The organism is Agromyces mangrovi (assembly GCF_030296695.1).
GTDB lineage: Bacteria > Actinomycetota > Actinomycetes > Actinomycetales > Microbacteriaceae > Agromyces > Agromyces mangrovi.
The window spans coordinates 3,157,615-3,183,968 of record NZ_AP027737.1; the positions used below are offsets into that span (position 1 = coordinate 3,157,615).

Annotated in this window: 22 protein-coding genes and 2 pseudogenes; 20 read left to right on the forward strand and 4 right to left on the reverse strand. The window is 72.1% G+C overall.

Annotated features, from left to right (window positions below; genetic code table 11):
- Positions 1-35 precede the first annotated feature (35 nt).
- Both QUE38_RS15060 and QUE38_RS15065 read left to right on the forward strand, forming a co-directional pair.
- Positions 36-4,618, forward strand: a pseudogene (locus QUE38_RS15060) (ATP-dependent helicase).
- 69 nt (positions 4,619-4,687) lie between these two features.
- The gene (locus QUE38_RS15065) at positions 4,688-5,464 is read left to right on the forward strand and encodes a DNA-formamidopyrimidine glycosylase family protein (RefSeq protein ID WP_286309116.1); all 777 of its coding nucleotides are present in this window, start codon (positions 4,688-4,690) and stop codon (positions 5,462-5,464) included.
- 64 nt (positions 5,465-5,528) lie between these two features.
- Here QUE38_RS15065 and QUE38_RS15070 read toward each other — a convergent pair whose 3' ends face one another.
- Positions 5,529-5,918 carry a DUF1844 domain-containing protein gene (locus QUE38_RS15070; protein ID WP_433996916.1) on the reverse strand — a complete coding sequence of 130 codons (390 nt, stop codon included), beginning with the start codon at positions 5,916-5,918 and terminating at the stop codon, positions 5,529-5,531.
- A 201-nt stretch (positions 5,919-6,119) separates the two neighbouring features.
- Here QUE38_RS15070 and infC point away from each other — a divergent pair, with 201 nt between their 5' ends.
- The 10 genes from infC to pheT all read left to right on the forward strand — a co-directional run bounded on the left by infC (position 6,120) and on the right by pheT (position 15,478).
- Positions 6,120-6,731 carry a translation initiation factor IF-3 gene (gene infC / locus QUE38_RS15075; RefSeq protein WP_286309119.1) on the forward strand — a complete coding sequence of 204 codons (612 nt, stop codon included), beginning with the start codon at positions 6,120-6,122 and terminating at the stop codon, positions 6,729-6,731.
- Between the two features lie 79 nt (positions 6,732-6,810).
- Positions 6,811-7,005: a 50S ribosomal protein L35 gene (gene rpmI, locus QUE38_RS15080; RefSeq protein WP_281881746.1), complete on the forward strand. Its 195-nt coding sequence runs from the start codon at positions 6,811-6,813 to the stop codon at positions 7,003-7,005.
- A gap of 29 nt (positions 7,006-7,034) precedes the next feature.
- Positions 7,035-7,427, forward strand: a complete 393-nt coding sequence (rplT, locus tag QUE38_RS15085; protein ID WP_281881745.1) for a 50S ribosomal protein L20 — start codon at positions 7,035-7,037, stop codon at positions 7,425-7,427.
- A gap of 90 nt (positions 7,428-7,517) precedes the next feature.
- On the forward strand, positions 7,518-8,318 hold the full coding sequence (locus QUE38_RS15090; protein ID WP_286309120.1) for a TrmH family RNA methyltransferase: 801 nt from the start codon (positions 7,518-7,520) through the stop codon (positions 8,316-8,318).
- A gap of 124 nt (positions 8,319-8,442) precedes the next feature.
- Complete coding sequence (locus tag QUE38_RS15095) at positions 8,443-9,231, forward strand: amino acid ABC transporter ATP-binding protein (RefSeq protein ID WP_286309121.1); 789 nt, start codon at positions 8,443-8,445, stop codon at positions 9,229-9,231.
- A gap of 54 nt (positions 9,232-9,285) precedes the next feature.
- A complete protein-coding gene (locus tag QUE38_RS15100) occupies positions 9,286-10,161 on the forward strand; it encodes a glutamate ABC transporter substrate-binding protein (RefSeq protein WP_286309123.1) in 876 nt (291 codons plus the stop codon).
- Positions 10,162-10,232: 71 nt separating this feature from the next.
- Positions 10,233-10,880 carry an amino acid ABC transporter permease gene (locus QUE38_RS15105; RefSeq protein ID WP_286309124.1) on the forward strand — a complete coding sequence of 216 codons (648 nt, stop codon included), beginning with the start codon at positions 10,233-10,235 and terminating at the stop codon, positions 10,878-10,880.
- Positions 10,877-11,821: an amino acid ABC transporter permease gene (locus QUE38_RS15110; RefSeq protein ID WP_286309125.1), complete on the forward strand. Its 945-nt coding sequence runs from the start codon at positions 10,877-10,879 to the stop codon at positions 11,819-11,821. The genes QUE38_RS15105 and QUE38_RS15110 overlap by 4 nt, the downstream gene beginning before the upstream one ends.
- A gap of 97 nt (positions 11,822-11,918) precedes the next feature.
- Positions 11,919-12,959, forward strand: coding sequence for a phenylalanine--tRNA ligase subunit alpha (gene pheS, locus QUE38_RS15115; protein ID WP_286309126.1), 1,041 nt, complete (start codon positions 11,919-11,921; stop codon positions 12,957-12,959).
- Complete coding sequence (gene pheT / locus QUE38_RS15120; RefSeq protein ID WP_286309127.1) at positions 12,959-15,478, forward strand: phenylalanine--tRNA ligase subunit beta; 2,520 nt, start codon at positions 12,959-12,961, stop codon at positions 15,476-15,478. Before pheS ends, pheT begins: the two co-directional genes overlap by 1 nt.
- Positions 15,479-15,627: 149 nt before the next feature.
- Here the strand turns inward: pheT and QUE38_RS15125 are convergent, their stop codons facing one another.
- The gene (locus QUE38_RS15125) at positions 15,628-16,935 is read right to left on the reverse strand and encodes a pectate lyase family protein (protein ID WP_286309128.1); all 1,308 of its coding nucleotides are present in this window, start codon (positions 16,933-16,935) and stop codon (positions 15,628-15,630) included.
- 186 nt (positions 16,936-17,121) lie between these two features.
- Here QUE38_RS15125 and QUE38_RS15130 point away from each other — a divergent pair, with 186 nt between their 5' ends.
- From QUE38_RS15130 to QUE38_RS15165, 8 genes and pseudogenes are all read left to right on the forward strand, one after another.
- Positions 17,122-17,532: a DUF1801 domain-containing protein gene (locus QUE38_RS15130; RefSeq protein ID WP_286309130.1), complete on the forward strand. Its 411-nt coding sequence runs from the start codon at positions 17,122-17,124 to the stop codon at positions 17,530-17,532.
- A gap of 229 nt (positions 17,533-17,761) precedes the next feature.
- Positions 17,762-18,805: an N-acetyl-gamma-glutamyl-phosphate reductase gene (argC, locus tag QUE38_RS15135; protein ID WP_286309131.1), complete on the forward strand. Its 1,044-nt coding sequence runs from the start codon at positions 17,762-17,764 to the stop codon at positions 18,803-18,805.
- Complete coding sequence (argJ, locus tag QUE38_RS15140; protein ID WP_286309132.1) at positions 18,802-19,953, forward strand: bifunctional glutamate N-acetyltransferase/amino-acid acetyltransferase ArgJ; 1,152 nt, start codon at positions 18,802-18,804, stop codon at positions 19,951-19,953. Before argC ends, argJ begins: the two co-directional genes overlap by 4 nt.
- Before the next feature lie 2 nt (positions 19,954-19,955).
- Positions 19,956-20,860: pseudogene (gene argB / locus QUE38_RS15145) on the forward strand (acetylglutamate kinase).
- A gap of 26 nt (positions 20,861-20,886) precedes the next feature.
- A complete protein-coding gene (locus QUE38_RS15150; RefSeq protein ID WP_286311849.1) occupies positions 20,887-22,032 on the forward strand; it encodes an acetylornithine transaminase in 1,146 nt (381 codons plus the stop codon).
- Between the two features lie 17 nt (positions 22,033-22,049).
- Positions 22,050-23,000, forward strand: a complete 951-nt coding sequence (gene argF / locus QUE38_RS15155; RefSeq protein WP_286309133.1) for an ornithine carbamoyltransferase — start codon at positions 22,050-22,052, stop codon at positions 22,998-23,000.
- Positions 23,000-24,430, forward strand: a complete 1,431-nt coding sequence (gene argH / locus QUE38_RS15160; protein WP_286309134.1) for an argininosuccinate lyase — start codon at positions 23,000-23,002, stop codon at positions 24,428-24,430. The genes argF and argH overlap by 1 nt, the downstream gene beginning before the upstream one ends.
- Complete coding sequence (locus QUE38_RS15165) at positions 24,427-25,035, forward strand: DNA-3-methyladenine glycosylase (protein WP_286311850.1); 609 nt, start codon at positions 24,427-24,429, stop codon at positions 25,033-25,035. The genes argH and QUE38_RS15165 overlap by 4 nt, the downstream gene beginning before the upstream one ends.
- Positions 25,036-25,065: 30 nt before the next feature.
- On the opposite strand, the gene QUE38_RS15170 is transcribed toward QUE38_RS15165, so the two are convergent.
- Entirely contained in the window at positions 25,066-25,683 is a 618-nt protein-coding gene (locus tag QUE38_RS15170) for a hypothetical protein (RefSeq protein ID WP_286309135.1), read from the reverse strand.
- Positions 25,680-26,309: a DNA-binding protein gene (locus QUE38_RS15175; RefSeq protein ID WP_286309136.1), complete on the reverse strand. Its 630-nt coding sequence runs from the start codon at positions 26,307-26,309 to the stop codon at positions 25,680-25,682. Before QUE38_RS15175 ends, QUE38_RS15170 begins: the two co-directional genes overlap by 4 nt.
- Positions 26,310-26,354: the final 45 nt, after the last annotated feature.

Consider the following 26,354-nt stretch of genomic DNA (forward strand, 5'->3'; position numbering starts at 1 on the left):
ACCGGCATGTCGGTGGCATCGGCTTGAATGGACGCGTGGGCTCCGTGCTCGATCGATTCTCGGAAGCCACGCGCGCGTGGTTCACCGAGTCCTTCCGCGCGCCCACCGACGCCCAGGCCGGCGCGTGGGACGCGATCTCGCAGGGCGAGCACTCGCTCATCGTCGCGCCGACCGGCTCGGGCAAGACCCTCGCCGCCTTCCTCTGGGCGATCGACCGGCTGGTGCGCGGCCACGGCGAGGCGGTCGAGGGCGAGGGCGAAGCGGATGCCCCTCCGCCTGCGCCTCGCGGCACCCGCGTGCTCTACGTCTCCCCGCTCAAGGCGCTCGGCGTCGACGTCGAGCGCAACCTGCGCGCGCCGCTCGTGGGCATCGCCCGCACCTCGGAGCGCCTCGGCGTCGCCGCACCCGACATCACGGTCGGCGTGCGCTCGGGCGACACGACCCCCGCCGAGCGGCGCCTGCTCGTGCGCACCCCGCCCGAGATCCTCATCACGACGCCCGAGTCGCTGTTCCTGCTGCTCACCTCGAACGCGCGCGAGTCGCTGCGCGACGTCGACACCGTGATCGTCGACGAGATCCACGCGATGGCGGGCACCAAGCGCGGCGCGCACCTCGCGGTGAGCCTCGAGCGGCTCGACGCGCTGCTCGCGCGCCCGGCGCAGCGCATCGGCCTGTCGGCGACGGTGCGCCCGCACGACGAGGTCGCGCGCTTCCTCGCGGGGACCGCGCCCGTGCGCATCGTCGCGCCGCCGTCGGGCAAGAAGTTCGACCTGCGCGTGGTCGTGCCGCTCGAGGACATGGGCGACCTCGCCGCCGAGCAGGGCACGATCTGGCCGCACGTCGAGGAGGCGATCGTCGACGACGTGCTGGCGCACCGCTCGTCGATCGTCTTCGCGAACTCGCGCCGGCTCGCCGAGCGACTCACCGCGCGCCTGAATGAGATCCACGCGGAGCGCACGGCGCTGGTGACGGCGGGAGCGGCCGACACAGCGGCATCCGGAGCAGCGGCATCCGGACCAGCCGCATCCGACGGCTTCGTCCCTCCGCCGACCCGCCCGCCCGCCGAGATGATCGCCGCGTCGGGCGCGACGAAGGGTGCCGAGCCGCTGCTCGCGCGCGCCCACCACGGGTCGGTGAGCAAGGAGGAGCGGGCCGGCATCGAGGACGACCTGAAGTCCGGCCGCCTCCGCTGCGTCGTCGCGACCTCGAGCCTCGAGCTCGGCATCGACATGGGCGCCGTCGACCTCGTCGTGCAGGTCGAGTCGCCGCCGTCGGTCGCGAGCGGCCTCCAGCGGGTGGGTCGCGCCGGCCACCAGGTCGGCGAGGTCTCGCGCGGCGTGCTGTACCCCAAGCACCGCGCCGACCTCGTGCACACCGCGGTCGCGACCGAGCGCATGGTCGCCGGCGCGATCGAGGAGCTCGCGATCCCGGCGAATCCGCTCGACATCCTCGCCCAGCAGACCATCGCCGCCTGCGCGCTCGACCCGCTCGACGTCGACGACTGGTACGACACCGTGCGCCGGTCCGCACCGTTCGCCGGGCTGCCGCGCTCGGCATACGAGGCCACGCTCGACCTGCTCGCGGGCCGCTACCCGTCCGACCGGTTCGCCGAGCTGCGTCCGCGCATCGTCTGGGACCGCGACGCCGGCACCCTGAACGGCCGCCCCGGCGCGCAGCGCCTCGCGGTGACGAGCGGCGGCACCATCCCCGACCGCGGCATGTTCGGCGTGTTCATGGCGGGGGAGGAGGGCACGAACCGCCGCGTCGGCGAGCTCGACGAGGAGATGGTCTACGAGTCGCGCGTCGGCGACGTGTTCGCGCTCGGCGCGACGAGCTGGCGCATCCAGGACATCACGCACGACCGCGTGGTCGTCACCCCGGCGTTCGGGCAGCCCGGGCGGCTGCCGTTCTGGAAGGGCGATGGGCTGGGGCGCCCCGCCGAGCTCGGTCGGGCGATCGGCGCGTTCGTGCGCGAGGTGTCCGATGCGAGCCCGGCGGATGCCTCGGAGCGGGCCGCCGCCGCAGGACTCGACGCCCGCGCCACGACGAACCTCGTCGCGTTCCTCGACGAGCAGCGTCGCGCGACCCGCCACCTCCCGACCGACCGCACCATCGTGGTCGAGCGCTTCCGCGACGAGCTGGGCGACTGGCGGGTCGTCATGCACGCCCCGTTCGGCACGCCCGTGCACGCGCCGTGGGCACTCGCCGTGGGCGCGCGCATCCGCGAGCGCTACGGGGTCGACGCCAACGCGGTCGCGAGCGACGACGGCATCGTCATCCGCATGCCCGACACGGGCGGCGACCCGCCCGCGGCCGACCTGTTCGTGTTCGAGACCGACGAGCTCGTCGAACTCGTGACCGAGGAGGTCGGCGGCTCGGCCCTGTTCGCCTCGAGGTTCCGCGAGTGCGCGGCGCGCGCCCTGCTGCTGCCGCGCCTCAACCCCGGCCGGCGGTCGCCGCTCTGGCAGCAGCGCCAGCGCGCCTCGCAGCTGCTCGAGGTCGCGCGCGACTACGGCGACTTCCCGATCATCCTCGAGACCGTGCGCGAGTGCCTGCAGGACGTCTACGACCTCCCGTCGCTGCGCGCCGTCTCCGAGGACATCGCCGCTCGTCGCATCCGCGTGGTCGAGACCGAGACCGAGACCGCGAGCCCGTTCGCCGCGAGCCTGCTCTTCGGCTACGTCGGCGCGTTCATGTACGAGGGCGACTCGCCGCTCGCCGAGCGCCGCGCGGCCGCGCTCTCGCTCGACACCGGCATGCTCGCCGAGCTGCTCGGCACGGTCGAGCTGCGCGAGCTGCTCGACCCCGAGGTCATCGCGCAGGCCGAGGCCGAGTTGCAGCGTCTCGACCCCGAGCGGCGGGCGCGCGGCGCCGAGGGCGTCGCCGACCTGCTCCGCGAGCTCGGGCCGCTGTCGGCCGACGAGGTCGCGGCCCGGGTCGATGACGAGACGGATGCCCCTGAGGCGCTCGCCGCACTCGCCGCCGCGCGCCGCGTGGCCGAGGTCGCCTTCGCCGGTGCGCAACGCTGGGCCGTCGTCGAGGACGCGAGTCGGCTGCGCGACGCGCTCGGCGTGCCCATCCCGCCCGGGGTGCCCGACGCGTTCGCCGAGGCCGTCGCCGACCCGGTCGGCGACCTCGTCAGCCGGTACGCGCGCACGCACGGGCCGTTCACGGCGCAGGCGGTCGCCGAGCGCCTCGGCATCGGCTCGGCGGTCGCCACCGCTGCGCTCCGGCGCCTCGCGGCCGACCGGCGCGTCGTGGAGGGGAGTTCCGCCCGCACGGCTCAGGCACCGAGTGGTGCGACGCCGAGGTGCTCCGCCGCCTCCGCCGACGCTCGCTCGCGGCGCTCCGCAAGGAGGTCGAACCCGTCGACCAGCGGGCGTTCGCGCGGTTCCTGCCCGACTGGCAACACGTCGGCGGCCGGCTGCGCGGCGTCGACGGCGTGCTGCAGGTCGTCGAGCAGCTCGAGGGCGCGCGCCTTCCCGCATCCGCGTGGGAGTCGCTCGTGCTGCCGGGCCGCGTCGCCCACTATAGCCCCGCCATGCTCGACGAGCTGACCGCGGCCGGCGAGGTGCTCTGGGCCGGGGCGGGCGCCATGTCCGGCAACGACGGCTGGATCACGCTGCACCTGGCCGACACCGCGCCGCTCTCACTGCCGCTGCCGGTCGACACCGAACCGTCGGCGCTCGAGCAGGAGGTGCTCGCCACGCTCGGCACCGGCGGCGCGTACTTCTTCCGCCAGCTCGCCGATGCGGTCGGCAGCACCGACGACCTGGCGCTCGCCGAGGCGATCTGGAACCTCGCGTGGGCGGGACTCGTCACCAACGACACGTTCTCGCCGGTGCGGGCGATGCTGGCGGGCGGGCGTACGAGCCACGCGCCGACCCGGCCCACACCGCGCTCGCGTGCCTACGCCGGCCGAGGCCGGGTGAGCGGCCGCCCGGCGAGTCCGCTGCGCACCGGCCCGCCGAACGTCGCCGGCCGCTGGTCGATCCTCCCGGTCGCCGACGACTCCGCGACCCGTCGCGCGCACGCCCTGGGTGAGACGCTGCTCGATCGGCACGGCGTCGTCACCCGCGGGGCCGTCGTCGCCGAGGGCGTGCTCGGCGGCTTCGCCCTGGCCTACCGCACGCTCGCGGGCTTCGAGGAGTCGGGACGCGTGCGCCGCGGCTACTTCATCGACGGGCTCGGCGCGGCCCAGTTCGGCAGCGGCGGCGCCGTCGACCGCCTCCGCACCGCGCCCGAGGCGCCCACGCTCGTGCTCGCCGCGACCGACCCCGCGAACCCGTACGGGGCGGCGCTGCCGTGGCCCGAGCTGCCCGTCGACGGGCACCGGCCCGGGCGGAAGGCCGGTGCGATGGTGATCCTCGTCGACGGTGCGCTCGTCGCGTACGTCGAGCGCGGCGGCAAGACGATCATCGCCTTCACCGACGACGCCGAGGTGCTGCGGGGCGCGGCCGCGGCGCTCGCGGCGGTCGTGCAGCGCGGCGCCGTCGACCGGCTCCGCGTCGAGACCGTGAACGGCGCCTACGTGCTCGGCACGCCCGCGGGCGACGCGCTCCAGGAGGCGGGCTTCCGCACGACGCCGAGGGGACTGCGGATCAGTGCTCGTGGGTGAGATCAGTGCGCGAGGCTGACCTGTCGCGGGCGGAGCGGGGCGCGCGCGCCGCGCACGAGGGGGAGCGCCGTGCCCGAGGGTGACACCGTCTGGCGCGCTGCGCGCCGGCTCGACGAGGCGCTGGCCGGGGCATCCGTCACCAGCACCGACGTGCGCGTGCCGCGCTACGCGACCGTCGACCTCGCCGGCGAGACCGTGCACGGCGTCGCCGCGCGCGGCAAGCACCTGCTCATGCGCATCGGCGACCAGGTGGTGCACACGCACCTCAAGATGGACGGGGAGTGGCGCGTGCTCCGGCCCGGCCAGCGCTGGCCGCACCCTGCGCACCGCGCACGCATCGTCATCACGACCCCCGACACGGTCGCGATCGGCTTCGACCTCGGCATCGTCGAGGTGTTCCCGGCAGACGAGGAGGCCGACCGGCTCGCCTACCTCGGGCCCGACCTGCTGGGCGACGACTGGGATGCCGCCGAGGCCATGCGCCGCCTCGCCGCACACCCGGAGCAGGAGATCATCGTCGCGCTCGCCGACCAGCGCAACCTCGCCGGGCTCGGCAACGTGTACGTGAACGAGCTCTGCTTCCTGCGCGGTCTCGCGCCCGGCCGCCCGGTCGCCGATGTAGAGCTCGAACGCGCCGTCGCGCTCGCCGAACGGCTCATCCGAGCGAACCGCGACCGCGTCGCGCGCACGACCACGGGCGACACCCGGCCCGGCAAGCGCCTCTGGGTGCACGGCCGCGGCAGCCAGCCCTGCCGGCGCTGCGGCACGACGATCCGACACGCGCGCCACGGGCGCACCGAGCTCGAGCTGCGCGAGACCTGGTGGTGCCCGCACTGCCAGACGTGAGGCCGGCGGGCGTCAGCGGCGCGGCATCCGCCCCGCTCTGTTCACTGCGCGAGCCCGCGAGCGGTCAGTTGACCGGTCCGGTCCACTTCTCGCCGGGGCCCTGCCCGATCGGGTCGGGAATGACGGATGCCTCGCGGAACGCCAGCTGCAGCGAACGCAGGCCGTCGCGCAGGCTCCGCGCGTGCATGTCGCTGATCTCCGGGGCGCCGGCCGTGATGAGCCCCGCGAGGGCGTTGATGAGCTTGCGCGCCTCGTCGAGGTCGACCTCGGCCTCGGGGTCGTCGGCCAGTCCGCACTTGACCGCGGCGGCGCTCATGAGGTGCACGGCGGTGGTCGTGATCACCTCGACCGCGGGAACCTCCGCGATGTCTCGGGTGGCGTCGATCGTGGCATCCGACTGGGGATTCTGAGACACGTGGAACCTCTGGTAGACTTCTGCGGGCTCCGGGGCCATTCCCCGGTACGAAAGTGGAGATTCTCCCACCCGCGCTTGACCGCCTCACTAGGTTACCGGGTAGATCGCACTCCGCTTGCCGGCCGCGAGGTCGGGAAGTAGACAGGGTGCCGTAGGTGCCGCACGTGGAAGTCACGGGCGGCGGTGCGTGGATTTCCGCCTTCGTCGCCAGGCGGCATCCGCTCCCTGGCGCAGCAGGAAATGCTCGAACAGAGGAGTACACGCATCAGCGATCCCCGTACCAACGACCGTATCCGCGTTCCCGAGGTCCGCCTCGTGGGGCCTGGCGGAGAGCAGGTCGGCGTCGTGAAGATCGAGGTTGCCCTGCGACTCGCGCAGGAGGCCGACCTCGATCTCGTCGAGGTCGCACCGAACTCGAAGCCGCCCGTGGCCAAGATCATGGACTACGGCAAGTTCAAGTACGAGGCTGCGCAGAAGGCCAAGGAGGCCCGGCGCAACCAGGCGAACACGATCCTCAAGGAGGTTCGGTTCCGCCTCAAGATCGACAAGCACGACTACGAGACCAAGATGAAGCGCGCCGTCGGCTTCCTGAAGGCCGGCGACAAGGTCAAGGCGATGATCCTCTTCCGCGGGCGCGAGCAGTCGCGTCCCGAGATGGGCGTCCGCCTGCTGCAGCGCTTCGCGGAGGACGTCGCCGAGTTCGGCACGGTCGAGCACACCCCCACGATCGACGGGCGCAACATGACCATGGTCATCGCACCCGTGAAGAACAAGTCTGAGGCCAAGGCCGAGGCGAATGCACAGCGTGCTGCGGCCAAGCAGCGCCCCGCGTCGGAGGACGCGGGCGAGTAGGTCGCAGGCGGTTCGCACCCACCGGTGCGGGCCAGAACCATTCCGCCCCCTCGCGGGGCGGGAACCGAAGGAGAAACGAATGCCCAAGCAGAAGACCCACTCCGGGTCGAAGAAGCGCTTCAAGGTCACCGGCAGCGGCAAGATCAAGAAGCAGCAGGCCGGGATGCGTCACAACCTCGAGGGCAAGTCCTCCGTGCGCACCCGTCGCCTGAACCAGGACAAGGTGGCCTCCAAGGCCGACACCAAGGTCATCAACAAGCTGCTCGGCCGCTGAGCCGAAGAGACCCGTAAGGAACTAGAGCAATGGCAAGAGTCAAGAGGGCCGTCAACGCCCACAAGAAGCGCCGGGTCATCCTCGAGCGCGCCGAGGGCTACCGCGGGCAGCGTTCGCGCCTGTACCGCAAGGCCAAGGAGCAGGTCACGCACTCGCTGGTCTACTCGTACAACGACCGCCGTGCGCGCAAGGGCGACTTCCGCCGCCTGTGGATCCAGCGCATCAACGCCGCGTCGCGCCAGAACGGCCTGACCTACAACCGCTTCATCCAGGGCCTCGGCCTCGCGGGCATCGAGGTCGACCGTCGCATCCTCGCCGACCTCGCCGTGCACGAGCCGGAGACCTTCGCCGGCCTCGTGGAGGCCGCCAAGGCCGCGCTGCCCGCCGACACCTCGGCTCCCAAGGCCGACTCGGCCGCGTAGGCACCGCGTCACGCAGTTCAACGGCCCGTCCCGGATTCGTCCGGGGCGGGCCGTTCGCCGTCTGCCTGCGGGGCTCCCTAGACTGGCCGCATGCTCGAGAACCCGCGCTCGCCGCGCGTGCGCGCCGTCGCGAAGCTCGCCAAGAAGCCCGCCCGGCAGGAGTCGGGGCTGTTCCTGCTCGAAGGGCCCCAGGCGGTCGCCGAGGCCCTCACGTACCGCCCGCAGCTGCTCGTGGAGCTCTACGCGACCCCGACGGCGCTGGAGCGCTACACCGACATCGGCCAGACGGCGGTCGACGCCGGTGTCGACGTCGAGTTCGTCACCGAGGAGGTGCTCGACTCGATGGCCGACACGGTGACCCCGCAGGGGTTCGTCGCCGTGTGCCACCAGTTCCCGACCGCCGCGAAGGACGTGTTCGCGGCGGGGCCCAGGCTCGTCGCGATCCTCGAGGAGGTGCGCGACCCCGGCAACGCCGGCACCATCATCAGGGCAGCGGATGCCGCTGGGGCCGACGCCGTCGTGTTCAGCGGTCGTACGGTCGACCTCTACAACCCCAAGGTCGTGCGCTCGTCGACCGGATCGATCTTCCACCTGCCCGTCGCGGTCGGCGCGAACCTGGAGGACGTGCTCCAGCGCGCTCGTGCGGCGGGCCTCCAGGTGCTGGCCGCCGACATCGACGGGGAGGACCTGCTCGAGGCCCGCACGGCGGGCGTGCTCGACGCGCCGACAGCCTGGCTGTTCGGCAACGAGGCGCGCGGACTCTCCGACGAGCACCGCGATGCCGCCGATCGGGCCGTCACGGTGCCGATCTACGGGCATGCCGAGTCGATGAACCTCGCGACGGCCGCATCCGTCTGCCTCTACGAGAGCGCATTCGCGCACCGTTCCTGACCTCGAGGCCCGATTCACGGCGATTCTGAGCGTCGCTCGGCGTCTGCGCGGCCCGAGTTACGAATCGGTAACCGATGGGCGACCGCTACAGACCGCGGGAGAGGCCGTCCCCTACGTTGGGGGTATGGAGCCCACCACGCCGACTCCGACGACGTCCAACATCCAGGTCGGTCGCGGAGAAGCCCTCGTCGTGATCGACCAGGTCAACAAGCACTTCGGTGACCTGCACGTGCTGAACGACATCAACACGCAGGTCAACCGCGGCGAGGTCGTCGTCGTCATCGGCCCGTCCGGATCGGGCAAGTCGACGCTGTGCCGTGCCATCAACCGCCTCGAGACCATCGACTCGGGCACCATCACGATCGACGGCGACCTGCTGCCCGAGGAGGGCGCCGCACTCGCGAAGCTCCGGGCCGACGTCGGCATGGTGTTCCAGTCGTTCAACCTGTTCGCGCACAAGACCGTGCTCGAGAACATCACGCTCGCGCCGATGCGGGTCAAGAAGAAGTCGAAGAAGGAGGCCGAGGCGCGCGCCATGGAGCTCCTCGACCGCGTCGGCGTCGCGAACCAGGCGAAGAAGATGCCGGCCCAGCTCTCGGGCGGCCAGCAGCAGCGCGTGGCCATCGCCCGATCGCTCGCGATGAGCCCGAAGCTCATGCTCATGGACGAGCCGACGAGCGCGCTCGACCCCGAGATGATCAACGAGGTGCTCGACGTGATGGTCGGCCTCGCGAAGGACGGCATGACGATGATCGTCGTGACGCACGAGATGGGATTCGCCCGGCGCGCGGCCGACCGGGTGCTGTTCATGGCCGACGGGAAGATCGTCGAGGAAGCCACGCCGAGTGACTTCTTCGACAACCCGCAGTCGGACCGTGCCAAGGACTTCCTCTCGAAGATCTTGGAACACTGAGGCTCGGCCGCTTCGCGCGGCGGGGGAGATACGCACACAGGAGGAGAAGAGGACATGAAGCGCAGCAGACTCGCACTCATCGCCGCAGCGGGGGTCGCGGCACTCGCGCTCGCCGGCTGTGCCGGCGGCAGCGACGACTCCGGCGACGGGGAGACCACCGACTCGGACTCGATGGTGGAGTTCGAGGAGGGCACCACGATGGCGGCGCTCTCCGAGGCCGGCACCATCACCATCGGCACCAAGTTCGACCAGCCGCTGTTCGGCCTGTTCGACCCGGCCGCCGACGCGCCCGTCGGATTCGACGTCGAGATCGGCAAGATCATCGCCGGCCAGCTCGGCATCGACGAGGCCGACATCGAGTGGGTCGAGACGGTCTCGGCCAACCGCGAGCCGTTCATCGAGAACGGCACCGTCGACATCGTCGTGGCGACCTACACGATCAACGACGAGCGCAAGGAGGTCATCTCCTTCGCGGGTCCGTACTACATGGCGGGCCAGTCGATCCTCGTGAACGCCGACAACGACGACATCACGACCGAGGACGACCTCATCGGGCAGCCCGTCTGCTCGGTGACCGGCTCGACCCCGGCCGCGTACCTCGACGAGCTCGGCGCCGAGACGCTGCTCACCGACACCTACACGAACTGCCTCGAGCCGCTGCGCCAGGGCCAGGTCGTCGCGGTGTCGACCGACAACGTCATCCTCGCGGGCCTCGCGGCCCAGAACGAGGGCGAGTTCAAGGTGGTCGGCGAGCCGTTCACCGACGAGCCCTACGGCATCGGCCTCGCGATCGACGACACCGACTTCCGCATGTGGATCAACGACGTGCTCGAGGAGTCGTACGCCGACGGCAGCTACGAGGAGGCGTGGAACGCCACGGCGGGAACCATCCTGCCGTTCATCGAGCCGCCGGCAGTCGACCGGTACTGACCCGATGACGACCCGGGCCGGGTGAGTTCCCGGCCCGGGTCGTCCCCGCCCGACACGACGAGAGGAGCCGCGTGGACGCCGTCTTCGACAACCTGCCGAGGTACCTCGACGGGTTCAGCGTGACGCTGCTGCTGCTCGGCGTGTCGGGCGTCTCCGCGCTCGTGCTCGGCACGGTCATCGCGGCCATGCGCATCTCGCCGGTGGCATCCCTCCGCGGCTTCGCCACCGTCTACACCGAGATCGTGCGCAACACCCCGCTCACGCTCGTGCTCTTCTTCTGCGCGATCGTGCTGCCGATCCTCGGGTCGACCCTTCCGTTCGTCATCGCCGCCATGATCGGCCTCTCGGTGTACACGTCGCCGTTCGTCGCGGAGGCGCTGCGCTCGGGCATCAACGGCGTGCCGGTCGGCCAGGCCGAGGCGGCCCGCAGCGTCGGGCTCGGGTTCGGGCAGACGGTGTCGATGGTCATCCTGCCGCAGGCGTTCCGCATGACGGTGCCGCCGCTCATCAACGTCTTCATCGCGCTGACGAAGAACACGTCGGTCGCGGGCGGGTTCTTCGTCGCCGAGCTGTTCACCATCGGCAAGGAGCTCGCGAACGCGCGCGGCGACGCCGTCGTGGCGGTGCTGCTCGGCGTCGCCACGTTCTACCTGATCATCACGGTGCCGCTGGGACTCCTGGCCACCCAGCTCGAGAAGAAGTGGGTGGTGCAGCGATGAGCCGCGGCGCAGCAGTGCTGTTCGACGCTCCCGGGCCCCGGGCGCGCCGACTGTCGCTCATCCTGTCGCTCGTCGCGGGGGTGCTGATCCTCTTGGGCATCGGCTGGATCCTCGCGGTGCTCGCCGCGCCGCGCGAGGGCCCCGGCGGGCTCGAGCTGCCGAGCATGCTCTCGCCCGAGCGGTGGAACATCTTCGCCGACCCCGACGTGTGGGCGCTCATCTGGCGCGGCACGCTCGCCACGCTCCAGGCGGCGGCGGTCGCCGCGGTGATGGCCCTCGTGTTCGGCGTGCTGCTCTCGCTCATGCGCAGCGCGCAGAGCCGCTGGGTCCGCATCCCCACCGCGGTGTTCATCGAGTTCTTCCGCGGCATGCCCGTGCTGCTCATGATGCTGTTCATCCTGCTTGCGGCGTCGACCAGCCAGTTCTGGGCGGTCGTCTGGGCGCTCGCCCTCTACAACGGCGCGCTCATCGGCGAAGCGCTCCGCGCAGGTCTCGTCGCGCTGCCCAAGGGACAGCGCGAAGCGGGGCTCAGCCTCGGCATGCGGCAGTTGCAGTCGAAGATGCTCGTCGAGTTCCCGCAGGCGTTCCGGCAGATGCTGCCGATCATCGTCGCCCAGCTCGTGGTGCTGCTGAAGGACACCTCGCTCGGGTACATCGTCGGCTACACCGAGCTGCTGCGCACCACGCTGAACAACCTCGCGAGCTTCTACGGCAACCGGTACCTGTTCTCCCTGTTCGTCGTGACGTGGGTCGTCTACCTCGCCATGAACCTCGCGCTGTCGTGGTTCGCGCGCTGGCTGTCGCGTCGCACCGAGAGCGGTGGGGGCGGCTTCACGTGGGGCCGGAACAAGGGCGCCGAGCCGCCCGAGGACCCGAACCAGGCGCTCCTCGTCGCGAAGGCGAGCGCCGAGGCCCGCCAGGTCGGCCAGGGAAGCACATAGTCGTTCGTTCCCCCGAACGTGCCCGCCCGGTCAACGGCGATCGAGCGGGTGCCCCACCTCCCGAGGGCACCGTCGCCCACCGGTAGACTCTCCTCTCGTGTCCGAACCCACCGAGATCACCGAATCAGCGGTCGCCGAGGCGGTCGACGCCGCGCTCGCGGCCATCGCCGGCGCGAACGACTCCGCCGCGCTGAAGGCCGTCCGCACCGAGCACACCGGCGAGAAGTCGACGCTCGCGAAGCTGAACGCGCTCATGCGCTCCGTGCCGAACGACCAGAAGGCCGTCGTCGGCAAGCTGGTCGGCGGCGCGCGAGGTCGCGTCAACCAGGCGTTCGCCGCCCGCGAGGGCGAGATCGTCGAGGCAGAGGCCGCCGCGCAGCTCGAGGCGGAGGCCGTCGACGTGACGGCGATCGCCGCGCGTCGCACGCCCGGCGCGAGGCATCCGCTCAGCCTCTTGCAGGAGCAGATCGCCGACGTGTTCGTCGGCATGGGGTGGGAGATCGCCGAGGGCCCCGAGATCGAGCACGAGTGGTACAACTTCGACGCGCTGAACTTCGACGAGGACCACCCGGCACGCGCGATGCAGGACACGTTCTTCGTCGAGCCGGTCGAGCGGCACCTCGTGCTGCGCACGCACACGAGCCCCGTGCAGATCCGCTCGATGCTCGACCGCGAGGTGCCGATCTACGTGCTCGCCCCGGGCCGCACGTACCGCACCGACGAGCTCGACGCGACGCACACCCCGGTGTTCAGCCAGTTCGAGGGCCTCGTGATCGACAAGGGCATCACCATGGCGCACCTGCGCGGCACGCTCGAGCACGTCGCGCGCATCATGTTCGGCGAGGGCACGAAGATCCGCCTGCGCCCCAACTTCTTCCCGTTCACCGAGCCGAGCGCCGAGTTCGACATCTGGCACCCGACCTTCAAGGGCGGCGCGCGCTGGATCGAGTGGGGCGGCTGCGGCATGGTGAACCCGAACGTGCTGCGTTCGGCCGGCATCGACCCGGAGGTGTACTCGGGCTTCGCGTTCGGCATGGGCTTCGAGCGCACCCTGATGTTCCGCAACGACGTGAAGGATATGCGCGACATGATCGAGGGCGACATCCGCTTCAGCGAGCAGTTCGGGATGGTGGTCTGATGCGCGCGCCGCTCAGCTGGATCGACGAGTTCACCCCGCTCGTCGAGGGATCGACCCTCGAGGACGTCCACGCCGCGCTCGTGCGCGTGGGCCTCGAGGAGGAGGACCTGCACGACTTCGAGGTCTCCGGGCCAGTCGTCGTGGGGGAGGTGCTCGAGTTCGTCGAGGAGCCGCAGAAGAACGGCAAGACCATCCGCTGGTGCCAGGTGCGCGTCGCGCCCGAGGGCTCGGAGGCGGCCGATGGCGGCCCCGACGTGCGCGGCATCGTCTGCGGTGCGCGCAACTTCCTCGAGGGCGACAAGGTCGTCGTGACGCTCCCTGGCTCGGTGCTGCCCGGCGACTTCGCGATCGCCGCGCGCAAGACCTACGGCCACGTGTCCGACGGCATGATCGCGTCGGTCAAGGAGCTCGCGCTCGGCGACGAGCACGACGGCATCCTGCGCCTCGTGACGATGGGACTCGACCCCGAGGTCGGCACCGACGCGATCGCACTGCTCGGGCTCGACGACTCGGCCGTGGAGGTGAACGTCACGCCCGACCGCGGCTACGCGTTCTCGATCCGCGGCATCGCGCGGGAGTACTCGCACGCGACCGGCCAGCCGTTCACCGACCCGGCGTCGCTCGTGCCGCCGGTCGAGGCGTCCGGCTTCCCCGTCGTGATCGACGACGCCGAGCCGATCCGCGGCCGCGTCGGCGCTCGCGGCTTCATCACGCGCTCGGTGCGCGGGGTGGATGCCACGCTGCCGACCCCGCCCTGGATGCGCGCCCGTCTGGCCCTGGCGGGCGTCCGCTCGATCTCGCTGCTCGTCGACATCACGAACTACGTCATGTTCGAACTCGGCCAGCCGATCCACGGCTACGACCTCGACCGCCTGCAGGGCGGCATCACGGTGCGCCGCGCCACCCCCGGCGAGACGCTCGAGACCCTCGACGGCCAGGTGCGGAAGCTCTCGCCGGAGGACCTGCTGATCACCGACGAGTCCGGCGCGATCGGCCTCGCCGGCGTCATGGGCGGCGGCACGACCGAGATGAGCCTCGAGACGACCAACGTGCTCATCGAGGCGGCGACGTTCGACCCGGTGTCGATCGCACGCACCGCGCGCCGGCACAAGCTGCCGAGCGAGGCGTCGAAGCGCTTCGAGCGCGGCGTCGACCCGGCCGTCGCGGTCGCCGCGGCGAACCGCGTGGTGCAGCTCATGGTGCAGCTCGCGGGCGGCACGGCCGACACGCTGGGCTCCGACCTGCTGGCGGATGCCACGGCCGAGCCGATCGCCCTGCCCGCCGGGTTCACGGCCGGCCTCATCGGCGTCGATTACGAGGCGTCGCAGATCCGCGGCGCGCTCGAGCTCATCGGCGCGACCGTCGCGGACGCGGCCGACGGCTGGAGCGTCACGCCGCCGAGCTGGCGCCCCGACCTCACCGACAAGTGGACCCTCGCCGAGGAGGTCGCCCGCATCGACGGGTACGACCGCATCCCATCGGTGCTGCCGGTCGCGCCGCCGCAGCGCGGACTGACGCGCGCGCAGCAGCTGCGCCGCAACGCGTCGAACGCGCTGGCCGCGTCGGGCTTCACCGAGGTCATGGCGTACCCGTTCTTCACCGCCGAGGTGAACCAGCGCTTCGGCTCGCCCGACGGTGCGGAGATCGGCCAGGTCAAGCTGGCGAACGCGCTCGACGCGAGCGTGCCGTTCCTGCGCACGTCGCTGCTGCCGGGCCTCATCGAGGTCGCGCGCCGCAACCGCTCGCGGGGCTTCACCGACCTCGCCCTGTTCGAGACCGGGTCGGTCTTCCGCCCCGAGCTCGGCCGCGAGTACGGCACCGCGACGATCCCGCTCGGCGGCGTGCTGCCGGGCGACGGCGACCTCGACGACCTGGCTGCGAGCATCCCGCCGCAGCCGCGTCGTGTGGGCGTGCTGCTCACGGGCGACCGCACACCCAAGCAGCCGGGCGTCGCACCGGTGCCCGCGGGCATCGCCGACGCGCTCGAGGCCGCGCAGACGATCGCGGTCGCGGTCGGCGCCGAGCTCGTGGTGCGCCAGGGTGCGCACCAGGCCATGCACCCCGGCCGCACGGCGGAACTCGTCGCGGGCGGCGAGGTCGTCGGCTACGCGGGCGAGCTGCTGCCCGCGCTCGCGGAGGAGGTCGACCTGCCGCGGGTGGTGGGCGTCGCCGAGCTCGACCTCGACGCGCTCGTCGCGAGCGCGGAGGGCGTGATCGAGGCCCGCGGGCTGTCGACCTACCCGGCCGCCACGCAGGACCTCTCGCTCGTCGTCGACGTCGCGACGCCGGCCGCCGAGGTCGGCGTCGCCGTGCGCGAGGGCGCGGGCGAACTGCTCGAGCACCTCGACCTGGTCGACGACTACCGTGGCACCGGCGTGCCCGAGGGGCGCAAGTCGCTCACGTTCGCGCTCCGCTTCCGGGCATCCGACCGCACCCTCACCGCCGCGGAGGCGACCGCCGCGAAGCTCGGCGGCTCGGCCCTCGCGGGGGAGCGCTTCGGCGCCACCCTCCGCGAGTAGGTCCCGGCCTGCCCGCGCGCGGCGGGCCGGCACCGCGTTCGGCACGTCGAAGTCGTTCGGGCACGCCGAGTTCGACGTGCCCGAACGAGTTCAGCGAGCCGGCGCGGCGGGCGCGATCGGGTTCGGGTCCCGATCGCGCCCGCCGGGCGTCAGCGCAGGCCGCCCGGGCCGGCGAACGCCGCCACGATCGCCGGCACCGCCTGCGCCGGGTGCACCTTCGTGCGCAGCACGGGCGTCCAGCCCGCGTCATCCGCGATCAGTGCACCGGTGTCGGCGTTGTAGGCGCCGAGGAAGTCGGTCACCACCTTGTCGAGCACGTTGCCCGACTCGGTGATCGCCGTGCCCTTGTACACGCCGATCGCCTCGGACGCATCGATGCCCGTGAACGCGTTGTGCTCGGCGACCAGGTGCGACTCGATGCCGAGGCCCCAGCTGTAGAAGTAGTCGTAGTCGTCGCCCGGTTCCTCGACGTAGCTGTTGTTGTAGACGTCGACGTCGCCGTAGCGCACGCGCGGCGTGCGCTGCCCGAGGTCGCGGAACTCGTTGTGGTGCAGGGTGACACGCAGCTTGTCCCACTCGTCGTAGCGCGTGGAGTCGGTGTTGCCGATGAGCATCACCTTGTCGTGGTCGTGGAAGAGGTTCCACGACACGGTGACGAGGTCGGAGCCGCGCACGATGTCGAGCAGGCCGTCGTGCACCTGCAGCGGGCGGCCGAGGTACACCGGCTGCTCCGAGTCGAGCGCGTCGCCGTCGCTCAGGTCGTTGTGGTCGATCCAGACGTTGGTCGAACCGGTCACGGTGAGCAGGTCCCACTCGGAGTTCCACTCGCCGGCGTCGCCGTCGGTCGGGTCCCATGCGGGGAAGCAGTCGTACGCGTTCGTGAGCGTGAGCCCGCGCACGATCACGTTCTGCACGTTCGCGATCTGCAGCGCTGCGCCCGTGATCTCCGAGCCGGGCAGGCCGATCAGCGTGGTGTTCGACCCGATCTTGATGTCGATGCGCTCCTTCTGGGCGTCGCTCGACGCGTCGCGCGCGTCCTCGAGCGGGCCGTACGGCTCCTCGTCCCAGCCCCAGACCGCAGGGTCGTACGCGGCGAGGTACGCCTCGAGCGTGTAGCCGTCGCGCGCGTAGTCGGTGCAGGCGAGGGGAGTGCCGTCGTCCGCGGTGTTGGCGTCGATCACGCCGTCGACGTAGACGATCTTCGGTTCGTCGCCCGCGACTGCTGCGACGAGGCCGGCGCGATCGGTGACCGTGACGACGTGGTCGGCGTCGGCGGCGGAGCCGCCCGAGGTGCCCGCACCCGCGGAGCCCCAGCCGTCGCCGTCGGCGAGCACCGCGCGGCCGAGCTCGTCCTGGTGCACGCGGCCATCGCCCGCCCAGGCGGGCCCGGTTCCGGCGAGCAGGAGCGCGAGGCCGCCCGTCGCGGCCACGGTCGTACTGATCCAGCGTCGTTGCATGGTTGTCGTACCCTTCGAGCGAGCGCCGCCGCACGCCCTCGTGCGGCGAGAAAGCGCTTTCTAGCCGGGAACGTAGCAGCGGGTCCGCCTGCCGGGGAAGCGTTTTCTCTACTTTCTCGTGTTTCCCGTGTTTTCTCGCCGGGCACGTGCCGGGTCCGCGTCAGGGGCGCGGGGTAGCGTGACGGCATGGCAGAGAACGTGACCCAGCCGACGGATGCGTCGGTGGATGAGTTCCTCGCGAGCGCCGAGCCCGCGGGCCGGCGGGAGGACGCCGCAGTGCTCCGCGAGATGCTCGACCGCGTGACCGGCGTGACCCCGGTCATGTGGGGGCCGTCGATCGTCGGCTACGGCACGTACCACTACCGGTACGAGACCGGGCGCGAGGGCGACATGCCCGTGATCGGGTTCTCGCCGCGGAAGGCGTCGATGTCGCTGTACGGCGTCAACTACGACGGGTCGGACGACCTGCTCGCACAGCTCGGTCCGGCGAAGGTCGGTGTCGGATGCGTCTGGGTCGGCCGGTTCGCCAAGCTCGACCTCGACGTGCTCGAGCGCCTCTTCGCCGAGGCGTGGCGACGCGACGGCACGCCTGCCTGAGACATCCGTTTGCCGCATCGCCCGCGCGCCCGGTAGGGTCGCATCCGTGTCCACCGCTCGCCTCGCCGCCACGACCCGCGCATCGCGGGTGCTCGTCGCGCGCCGGCGCCGCGGTCTCCGCCGAGGCTAGGCGACCCCACCTGCAGCCCAGCGCTGCCGTGCGGTCGCCGTCGCTCAGCCCAGTCGGCCCAGCCATCGGGTCGTTTCGCCGAGACCATAAGGTAGGACCATGACGTACTCCGTCGCCGTCGCTGGCGCGTCCGGATACGCCGGGGGAGAGATCCTGCGGCTCCTCGCAGATCATCCGGAACTCGAGGTGCGCACCGTCACCGCGCACCAGAACGCCGGCCAGGCGCTCACCGCCGTGCAACCGCACCTGCGCGCGTACACGCACCTCACGCTCACCGAGACGAACGCCGACACGCTCGGCGGCCACGACCTCGTCTTCCTCGCGCTGCCGCACGGCGCGTCGGGCGCGATCGCCGCCGAGCTCGGCGACGCGTCGATCGTCGTCGACTGCGGCGCCGACCACCGCCTCGAGCAGGAGGCCGACTGGGCCGCGTTCTACGGCGGCGAGTTCCACGGCGCGTGGACGTACGGCGTGCCCGAGCTGCCCCGCATGCACGGCACGCAGCGCGAGCGCCTGGCGCAGACCCGCCGCATCGCGGCACCTGGCTGCAACGCGAGCACGGTCGCACTGTCGCTCGTGCCCGGCGTGCGCGCCGGCGTGATCGACGCGCACGACATCGTCTCGGTACTCGCGGTCGGCCCGTCCGGCGCCGGCAAGGCACTGAAGACGCACCTGCTGGGCAGCGAGATCCTCGGCTCCGCCAACCCGTACGCGGTCGGCGGCACGCACCGGCACATCCCCGAGATCCAGCAGGCGCTCCGCTGGGCAGGAGCGGCCGACCCGACGATCAGCTTCACCCCGGTGATCGTGCCGATGTCGCGCGGCATCCTCGCCACCTCGACGGCACGGCTCGCCGACGATGCGGATGCCGCGACCGTGCGCGCCGCCTGGGAGGACGCCTACGCGGGCGAGACCTTCGTGCAGCTCCTGCCCGAGGGCCAGTTCCCGCGCACCGCCGACGTGCTCGGCGCCAACACGGCCCTGATGGGCCTCGCGGTCGACGAGGCGGCGCGCCGCGTCGTGGTCGTCACCGCGGTCGACAACCTCGTCAAGGGCACCGCGGGTGCCGCGATCCAGTCGGCGAACCTCGCCCTCGGCCTCGCCGAGGCCACCGCCCTCCCCGTGAACGGAGTCGCACCGTGACCGTCACCGCAGCAGCCGGCTTCGAGGCGGCGGGCATCGCCGCCGGCATCAAGCGCACCGGCGCCCTCGATCTCGCGCTCATCGTCAACCGCGGCCCGCGCGACGCGGCCGCGGCCGTGTTCACGAGCAACCGCGCGAAGGCCAACCCGATCATCTGGTCGCAGCAGGTCGTCCTCGACGGGGCCGTGCGCGCGATCGTGCTGAACTCCGGCGGCGCGAACTGCTTCACGGGCCACGAGGGCTTCCAGGTCACGCACCGCACCGCCGAGGCGGTCGCGTCGGCGCTCGACATCGGCGCGGGCGACGTGCTCGTGTGCTCGACCGGGCTGATCGGCGAGCAGCTCGACGGCGAGGTGCTCGAGGAGGGCGTCGTCTCCGCGGTCGCGCGCCTCACCACCGACGGCGGCGACAACGCGGCCCGCGCGATCATGACGACCGATTCTGTGCCGAAGACGGCGGTGCGCACGGGCGACGGCTGGACGATCGGCGGCATGGCGAAGGGCGCCGGCATGCTCGCGCCGGGCCTCGCCACGATGCTCGTCGTGATCACGACCGACGCCGACCTGCCGGCATCCGACCTCGACCAGTCCCTGCGCGCAGCCACCCGGGTGAGCTTCGACCGGCTCGACTCCGACGGCTGCATGTCGACGAACGACCAGGTCACGCTCATGGCGTCGGGCTCGTCGGGCGTCGTGCCCGAGGCATCCGCCTTCACCGCCGCCCTCACCGAGGTCTGCCTCGACCTGGCGATGCAGCTGCTCGCCGACGCCGAGGGCGCGAGCCACGAGATCGCGATCGAGGTGCGCGGCGCGGTCACCGAGGACGACGCGGTGACGGTCGCCCGCTCGGTCGCGCGCAACAACCTCTTCAAGGCCGCGATCTTCGGCAACGACCCGAACTGGGGCCGCGTGCTCGCGGCGATCGGCACGACGGATGCCCCGTTCGACCCGTACCTCGTCGACGTGTCGATGAACGGGGTGCGCGTCTGCCACGCGGGCGGCCCCGACGCCCCGCGCGACGACGTCGACCTCACCCCGCGCGCCACGCACGTGCTGGTCGAACTGCACGCGGGCGCCGCATCCGCCACGGTGTGGACCAACGACCTCACCCACGACTACGTCCACGAGAACAGCGCCTACTCGAGTTGAGCATGAATCCTGAGAACAGTGCAGCGGATGCCGCTGAGAAGGCCCGCACCCTGATCGAATCGCTGCCCTGGCTGCAGCGCTTCCACGACCAGGTCATCGTCGTGAAGTTCGGCGGCAACGCCATGGTCAGCCCCGAACTGCAGCGCGCGTTCGCCGAGGACATGGTGTACCTGCGCTACGCGGGCATCCGCCCGGTCGTGGTGCACGGCGGCGGACCGCAGATCTCGGCGATGCTCGACCGGCTCGGTATCGAGAGCGAGTTCCGCGGCGGGTACCGCGTCACGACGCCCGAGGCGATGGACGTCGTGCGCATGGTGCTCACCGGCCAGGTGAACCGCGAGCTCGTGTCGCTCATCAACGAGCACGGGCCGCTCGCGGCCGGCATCTCGGGGAGGACGCGGGGCTGTTCCGCGGCCGTCGCCGCGGCGCGGTCGTCGACGGCGTCGAGGTCGACCTCGGGCTCGTGGGCGACGTCGTGTCGGTCGACCCCGCGTCGGTGCACGCGCAGCTCGACGCCGGCCGCATCCCGGTGGTCTCGTCGATCGCGCCCGACCTCGACGAGCCCGGCCAGTCGCTCAACGTGAACGCCGACTCGGCCGCCGCGTCGCTCGCGGTCGCGCTCGGCGCGGCGAAGCTCGTCATCCTGACCGACGTCGCTGGGCTCTACCGAGACTGGCCCGACCGCGACTCGCTCGTGTCGGTCATCGACGTGCCGCAGCTCGTCGACCTGCTGCCGTCGCTCGAGTCGGGCATGATCCCGAAGATGACCGCGTGTCTGGAGGCCGTCGAGGGCGGCGTCGCGAAGGCCGCGATCATCGACGGTCGCGTGCCGCACTCCATCCTGCTCGAGGTCTTCACCCAGACCGGGGTGGGCACCGAGGTCGTGCCCGCGGAGGTGGCGTCGTGAACCACGGTGAGCTGTTCGACCAGCGCATGATGCGCTCGCTCGGCACGCCCCTCGCGCACCTGGTCGAGGGCGACGGATGCCGCGTGCGCGACGCCGACGGCACCTGGTACCTCGACTTCCTCGCCGGCATCGCCGTCAACTCGCTCGGCCATGCCCACCCCGTGTTCGTCGACGCCGTCTCGCGTCAGGCGGCGACGCTCGCGCACGTGTCGAACTACTTCTCCACGCCCTCGGAGCTGGAGCTCGCCGACCGACTGGTGCGCCTCGCCGGCGCCGGTGACGCGGGCCGCGTCTGGTTCGGCAACTCCGGCGCCGAGGCGATGGAGGCCGCGTTCAAGCTCGCACGGCTGAACCACCGCCAGCAGGGCCGCACCAAGATCCTCGCGCTGCACGATGCGTTCCACGGCCGCACGATGGGCGCGCTCGCGCTCACCGGCAAGCCGCACATGCGCGCGCCGTTCGAGCCCATGCCCGGCGGGGTCGAGCACATCGACACGACGATCGCCGCGCTCGAGGCGTCGATCGACGAGAGCGTCGCGGCGCTGTTCGTCGAGCCGATCAAGGGCGAGGCGGGCGTGCTGCCGCTGCCCGACGGGTTCCTCGCCGCCGCCCGCGAGCTCACCGCGCGCCACGGCGCGCTGCTCGTCGTCGACGAGATCCAGACCGGCGCCGCGCGCACGGGCGAGTGGTTCGGGTACCAACACGACGGCGTCACGCCCGACGCCATCACGGTCGCGAAGGGTATCGGCGGCGGGTTCCCGATCGGTGCGCTGGTCACGTTCGGCGAGGCATCCGACCTCTACCAGCGCGGCATGCACGGCTCGACATTCGGCGGCAACCCGCTCGCCACGGCGACGGCCAACGCCGTGCTCAGCGAGATCGAGCGTGCCGACCTCGTCGGCAACGCCCGCGTGCGCGGCGCGCAGCTCAGCGAGCGCATCATGGCCATGGGCTCGCCGCTCATCACCGAGGTGCGCGGCCGAGGCCTGCTGCTCGGCATCGGCCTCGCCGAGCCGCACGCGGGCGCGCTCGCGACGGCCGCCATGCGCGAGGGCCTCATCATCAACGCGGCGAACGACTCGAGCATCCGCCTCGCGCCGCCCCTCATCATCGGCGACGCCGAGATCGACGAGTTCATCGACCGGTTCTCGCGCGCGCTCGCCGCACTCTGACTTCCCGAAAGGACGCCATGACCCGCCACTTCCTGCGCGACGACGACATCACCCCCGCGGAGCAGGCCGCGATCCTCGACCTCGCCGTCGAGCTGAAGGCCGACCGTTGGCGCGATCGCCCGCTCGAGGGTCCGCAGACCGTCGCGGTCATCTTCGACAAGTCGTCGACCCGCACCCGGGTCTCGTTCGCCGTCGGCATCGCCGACCTCGGCGGCTCGCCGCTCATCATCTCGACCGCGTCGAGCCAGCTCGGCGGCAAGGAGACCCCGAGCGACACCGCGCGCGTGCTCGAGCGCATGGTCTCGGCGATCGTCTGGCGCACCTACGGGCAGGCCGGTCTCGAGGAGATGGCCGCCGGCACGCGCGTGCCGGTCGTCAACGCGCTGAGCGACGACTTCCACCCGTGCCAGCTGCTCGCCGACCTCCTCACGATCCGTGAGCACAAGGGGTCGCTCGAAGGGCTCACGGTCACGTTCCTGGGCGACGGCGCGAGCAACATGGCGCAGTCGTACGTGCTGGCCTGCGTGATGGCGGGCATGCACGTGCGCGTCGCGTCGCCGGTGGAGTTCTCGCCCGAGGCATCCGTCGTCGCCGACGCCGACACCATCGCGGCCGACACCGGCGGGTCGGTCACGCTCTTCACCGACCCGGCCGAGGCGACCGCCGGCGCGGACGTCGTGGTCACCGACACCTGGGTGTCGATGGGCAAGGAGGAGGAGAAGGCGCACCGCGTCGCGACCTTCGGCGCCTACCGGGTCGACGCCGAGCTCATGGCGCTCGCCGCGCCCGACGCCGTGTTCATGCACTGCCTGCCCGCCGATCGCGGCTACGAGGTGACCGCCGACGTGATCGACGGCCCGCAGAGCATCATCTGGGACGAGGCGGAGAACCGCCTGCATGCGCAGAAGGCGCTGCTGGTGTGGCTGCTCGCGCAGAACACCGGCGTCGAGGGTGAGGAGAACGCCTGATGGCCGAGCACGGCACCAACGAGGGCTCGCTCTGGGGCGGCCGGTTCGCCTCCGGGCCGTCGCCCGAGCTCGCGAAGCTCTCGAAGTCGACGCACTTCGACTGGCAGCTCGCGCCCTACGACATCGCGGGGTCGCGCGCGCACGCCCGAGCGCTGCACGCGGCGGGCTACCTCTCGGCGGCCGAGCTCGAGGCCATGATCGAGGGGCTGAACCGCCTCGAGGCCGACGTCGAGTCGGGCGAGGTCGTCGCCGCCGAGACCGATGAAGACGTGCACGGCGCGCTCGAGGCCGCGCTCATCGAGATCGTCGGGCCCGAGCTGGGCGGCAAGCTCCGCGCCGGCCGCAGCCGCAACGACCAGATCGCGACGCTCGTGCGCATGTACCTGCGCGACCACGCCGCCGCGATCGCGACCGAGCTCGTGCACCTCATCGACGCGCTCGCCGCGCAGGCCGAGGCGCACGGCGACGCCATCATGCCCGGCCGCACGCACCTGCAGCACGCGCAGCCCGTGCTGCTCGCGCACCACCTGCTCGCGCACGCGTGGGCGCTCACGCGCGACCTCGACCGGCTCGTCGACTGGGACGGGCGCGCCGACGTCTCGCCGTACGGCTCGGGCGCCCTCGCCGGGTCGACGCTGGGTCTCGACGCGGCATCCGTCGCCCAGGACCTCGGGCTCGCCGGCATCTCGGAGAACTCGATCGACGGCACCGCTAGCCGCGACGTCGTCGCCGAGTTCGCGTTCATCGCCGCGATGATCGGCATCGACCTGTCGCGCCTGTCGGAGGAGATCATCCTCTGGAACACGCGCGAGTTCGGCTTCGTCACGCTCGACGACGGCTACTCGACCGGGTCGTCGATCATGCCGCAGAAGAAGAACCCCGACATCGCCGAGCTCGCGCGCGGCAAGTCGGGCCGGCTCATCGGCAACCTGACGGGCCTGCTCGCCACCCTCAAGGCGCTGCCGCTCGCGTACAACCGCGACCTGCAGGAGGACAAGGAGCCGGTCTTCGACTCGGTCGAGACGCTCGAGGTGCTGCTGCCGGCGTTCACCGGCATGGTCGCGACGCTGCGCTTCGACACGGCGCGCATGGCCGAGCTCGCGCCGCAGGGCTTCTCGCTCGCGACCGACGTCGCCGAGTGGCTCGTGAAGCGGCACGTGCCGTTCCGCGACGCGCACGAGATCACGGGCGCCCTCGTGCGCTACGCCGAGGAGCACGGGCTCGACCTGCATGAGGTGCCCGACGACGCGCTCGCCGGCATCTCGCCGCACCTGGTGCCCGAGGTGCGCGAGGTGCTCACGATCGAGGGGTCGGTCGCGAGTCGCGACGGGGTCGCCGGCACCGCGCCGTCGTCGGTCGCGAAGCAGTTCACGGCGCTGACCGAGCGCGTGCGCGCGCTGGCCGCGGGCCTGCCGGAGGCGCGGCTCTGATCCCGGCCACCCGCGCCGCGCTCGCGGTCGACGCGCTCGAGCTAGCGCCGCTGCTGCTCGGCGCGGAGCTGACGCACCACGGTGAGGGCGGCGCGGTGACGGTGCGCCTCACCGAGGTCGAGGCGTACCGCGGCGAGGCCGACCCCGGCTCGCACGCGTTCCGCGGCCGCACGCCGCGCAACGCAGTGATGTTCGGCGAGGCCGGCCACCTCTACGCGTACTTCACCTACGGCATGCACGTCTGCATCAACGTCGTCTGCGGCGTCGAGGGCGTCGCCTCTGCGGTGCTGCTGCGCGCCGGCGAGGTGGTCGAGGGGCTCGAGACGGCACGGATGCGGCGGAGCTCCGCCCGCACCGACCGCGACCTGGCCCGCGGGCCGGCGCGTCTGGCGTCCGCGCTGGGCGTGCCGCTCGCCGCGAACCGCGCCGACCTGCTCGCCGCCCCCTTCGCGCTGCGCCTGCCCGATGCGCCGGTCTCGCATCTGGCCGGCCCGCGCGTCGGCGTATCCGGCGCGGGCGGCGGCGTGCGCTACCCATGGCGGTTCCGCGTGCCTGACGACCCGACGGTGTCGGCATACCGGCGGCATCCGAAGTCGCACGACTGAGCGACCGGCTGCCCCCTGGCCGGTCGCCGCTCAGCGGATGACGAGGTGCACGACGAGCGCGCACGCGCACGCCCAGACGAGGCTGGCGAGCGTGCCGATGATGAACCGCTCACGCGCCTCGCCCGACTCGAGCTCGCTGAATCGGCCGATGCCCTTGACGGCCACGACGACGGCGAGCCCCTCGGGGAACCCGGCGATGATCGTGCCCGCCGCGCCGATGCGCTCGAGCACGCCGATCGTGATGCCCCCGCGCAGCACTTCGGTGCGCTCCGCCATGAGGCCCTCGCCGCGCGCGCCCTTCGGCGCGACCATGATGCCGCCGTGCAGCCCGGGCTCGACCGCCCCGCCCATCGCGGTGTCAAGCGCGAGCACTGCCGCCGAGCTGCCGCCGACCACGGCGATGCCGCCGCCGACCAGCACGATGAGCACGGATGCCGCGAGCGTCGGCTGCCCCGGCAGCGCCGCCGCGGGGATGAATGCCACGCCCACCGCGACCGCCGACCACCAGATGAGGCGCGGCCGCTCGCGCGTGAAGGCGAGCACCGCGAACACGGCGGCCACGACCAGTGCGGCCAGCAGCGCGTACCAGCCGAGCGCGGCCAGCGCCCGATCGACCTCGAACGGGAGCGGGAACGGGAAGGGGATCACGTGGTCTCCTCGGAGTCGGCGCTCGCCGTGCGGTCGAGCTCGTGCAGCAGCCTAGTGAGTGCGGGGCGCGCCTCGAGGTCGGGTCGCAGCGCGCCGGCGCGGGCCCTCGCCGAGACGGCGGCGGGGGAGATGTCGAGCGCGTCGGCGGCATCCGTCTGCAACATCCCCGTCTCGAGCAGCTCGGCCAGCTCCCACCCGGCGTCGCTGCGCTTCTCGCGGAGCGCGACGACGACCGAGAGCAGCGATTCGAGGTCGGAGGCGGCCGTCTCCGCGGCATCCGCCCCGCTCGCGACCGCGACCTTCGGCCAGCGACGCTTCGCCCGGTCGACCGCGTCGCGCGCGGCGTAGAAGGCGGGACCGCTCGCCTCGCGCACGTCGTCGGGCAGCGGCATCCGCACCGCCCCTGCTCCCAGGCCCACGCTCCATCGTTCGTCGCGGGTGAGCTCGAGCACGAGGGCGAGCGCAGTCGCCGCGTCGCCTGTGAGCGCCTGCAGCTCGTCGCCGGCGTTGCGCCCGACGGGCAGCGCGAGCGCGTCGCCGTGGGCGGCATCGATGCGCCGGCGGGTCTCGTCGACGATGTCGTCGCGGGTGCGGCTGCCGACTTGGTCGGCGGTGATCACGAACATGCGTGCTCCCTGCAGTCTGCGGGCTGAATCCAGCGTACTTCAGTC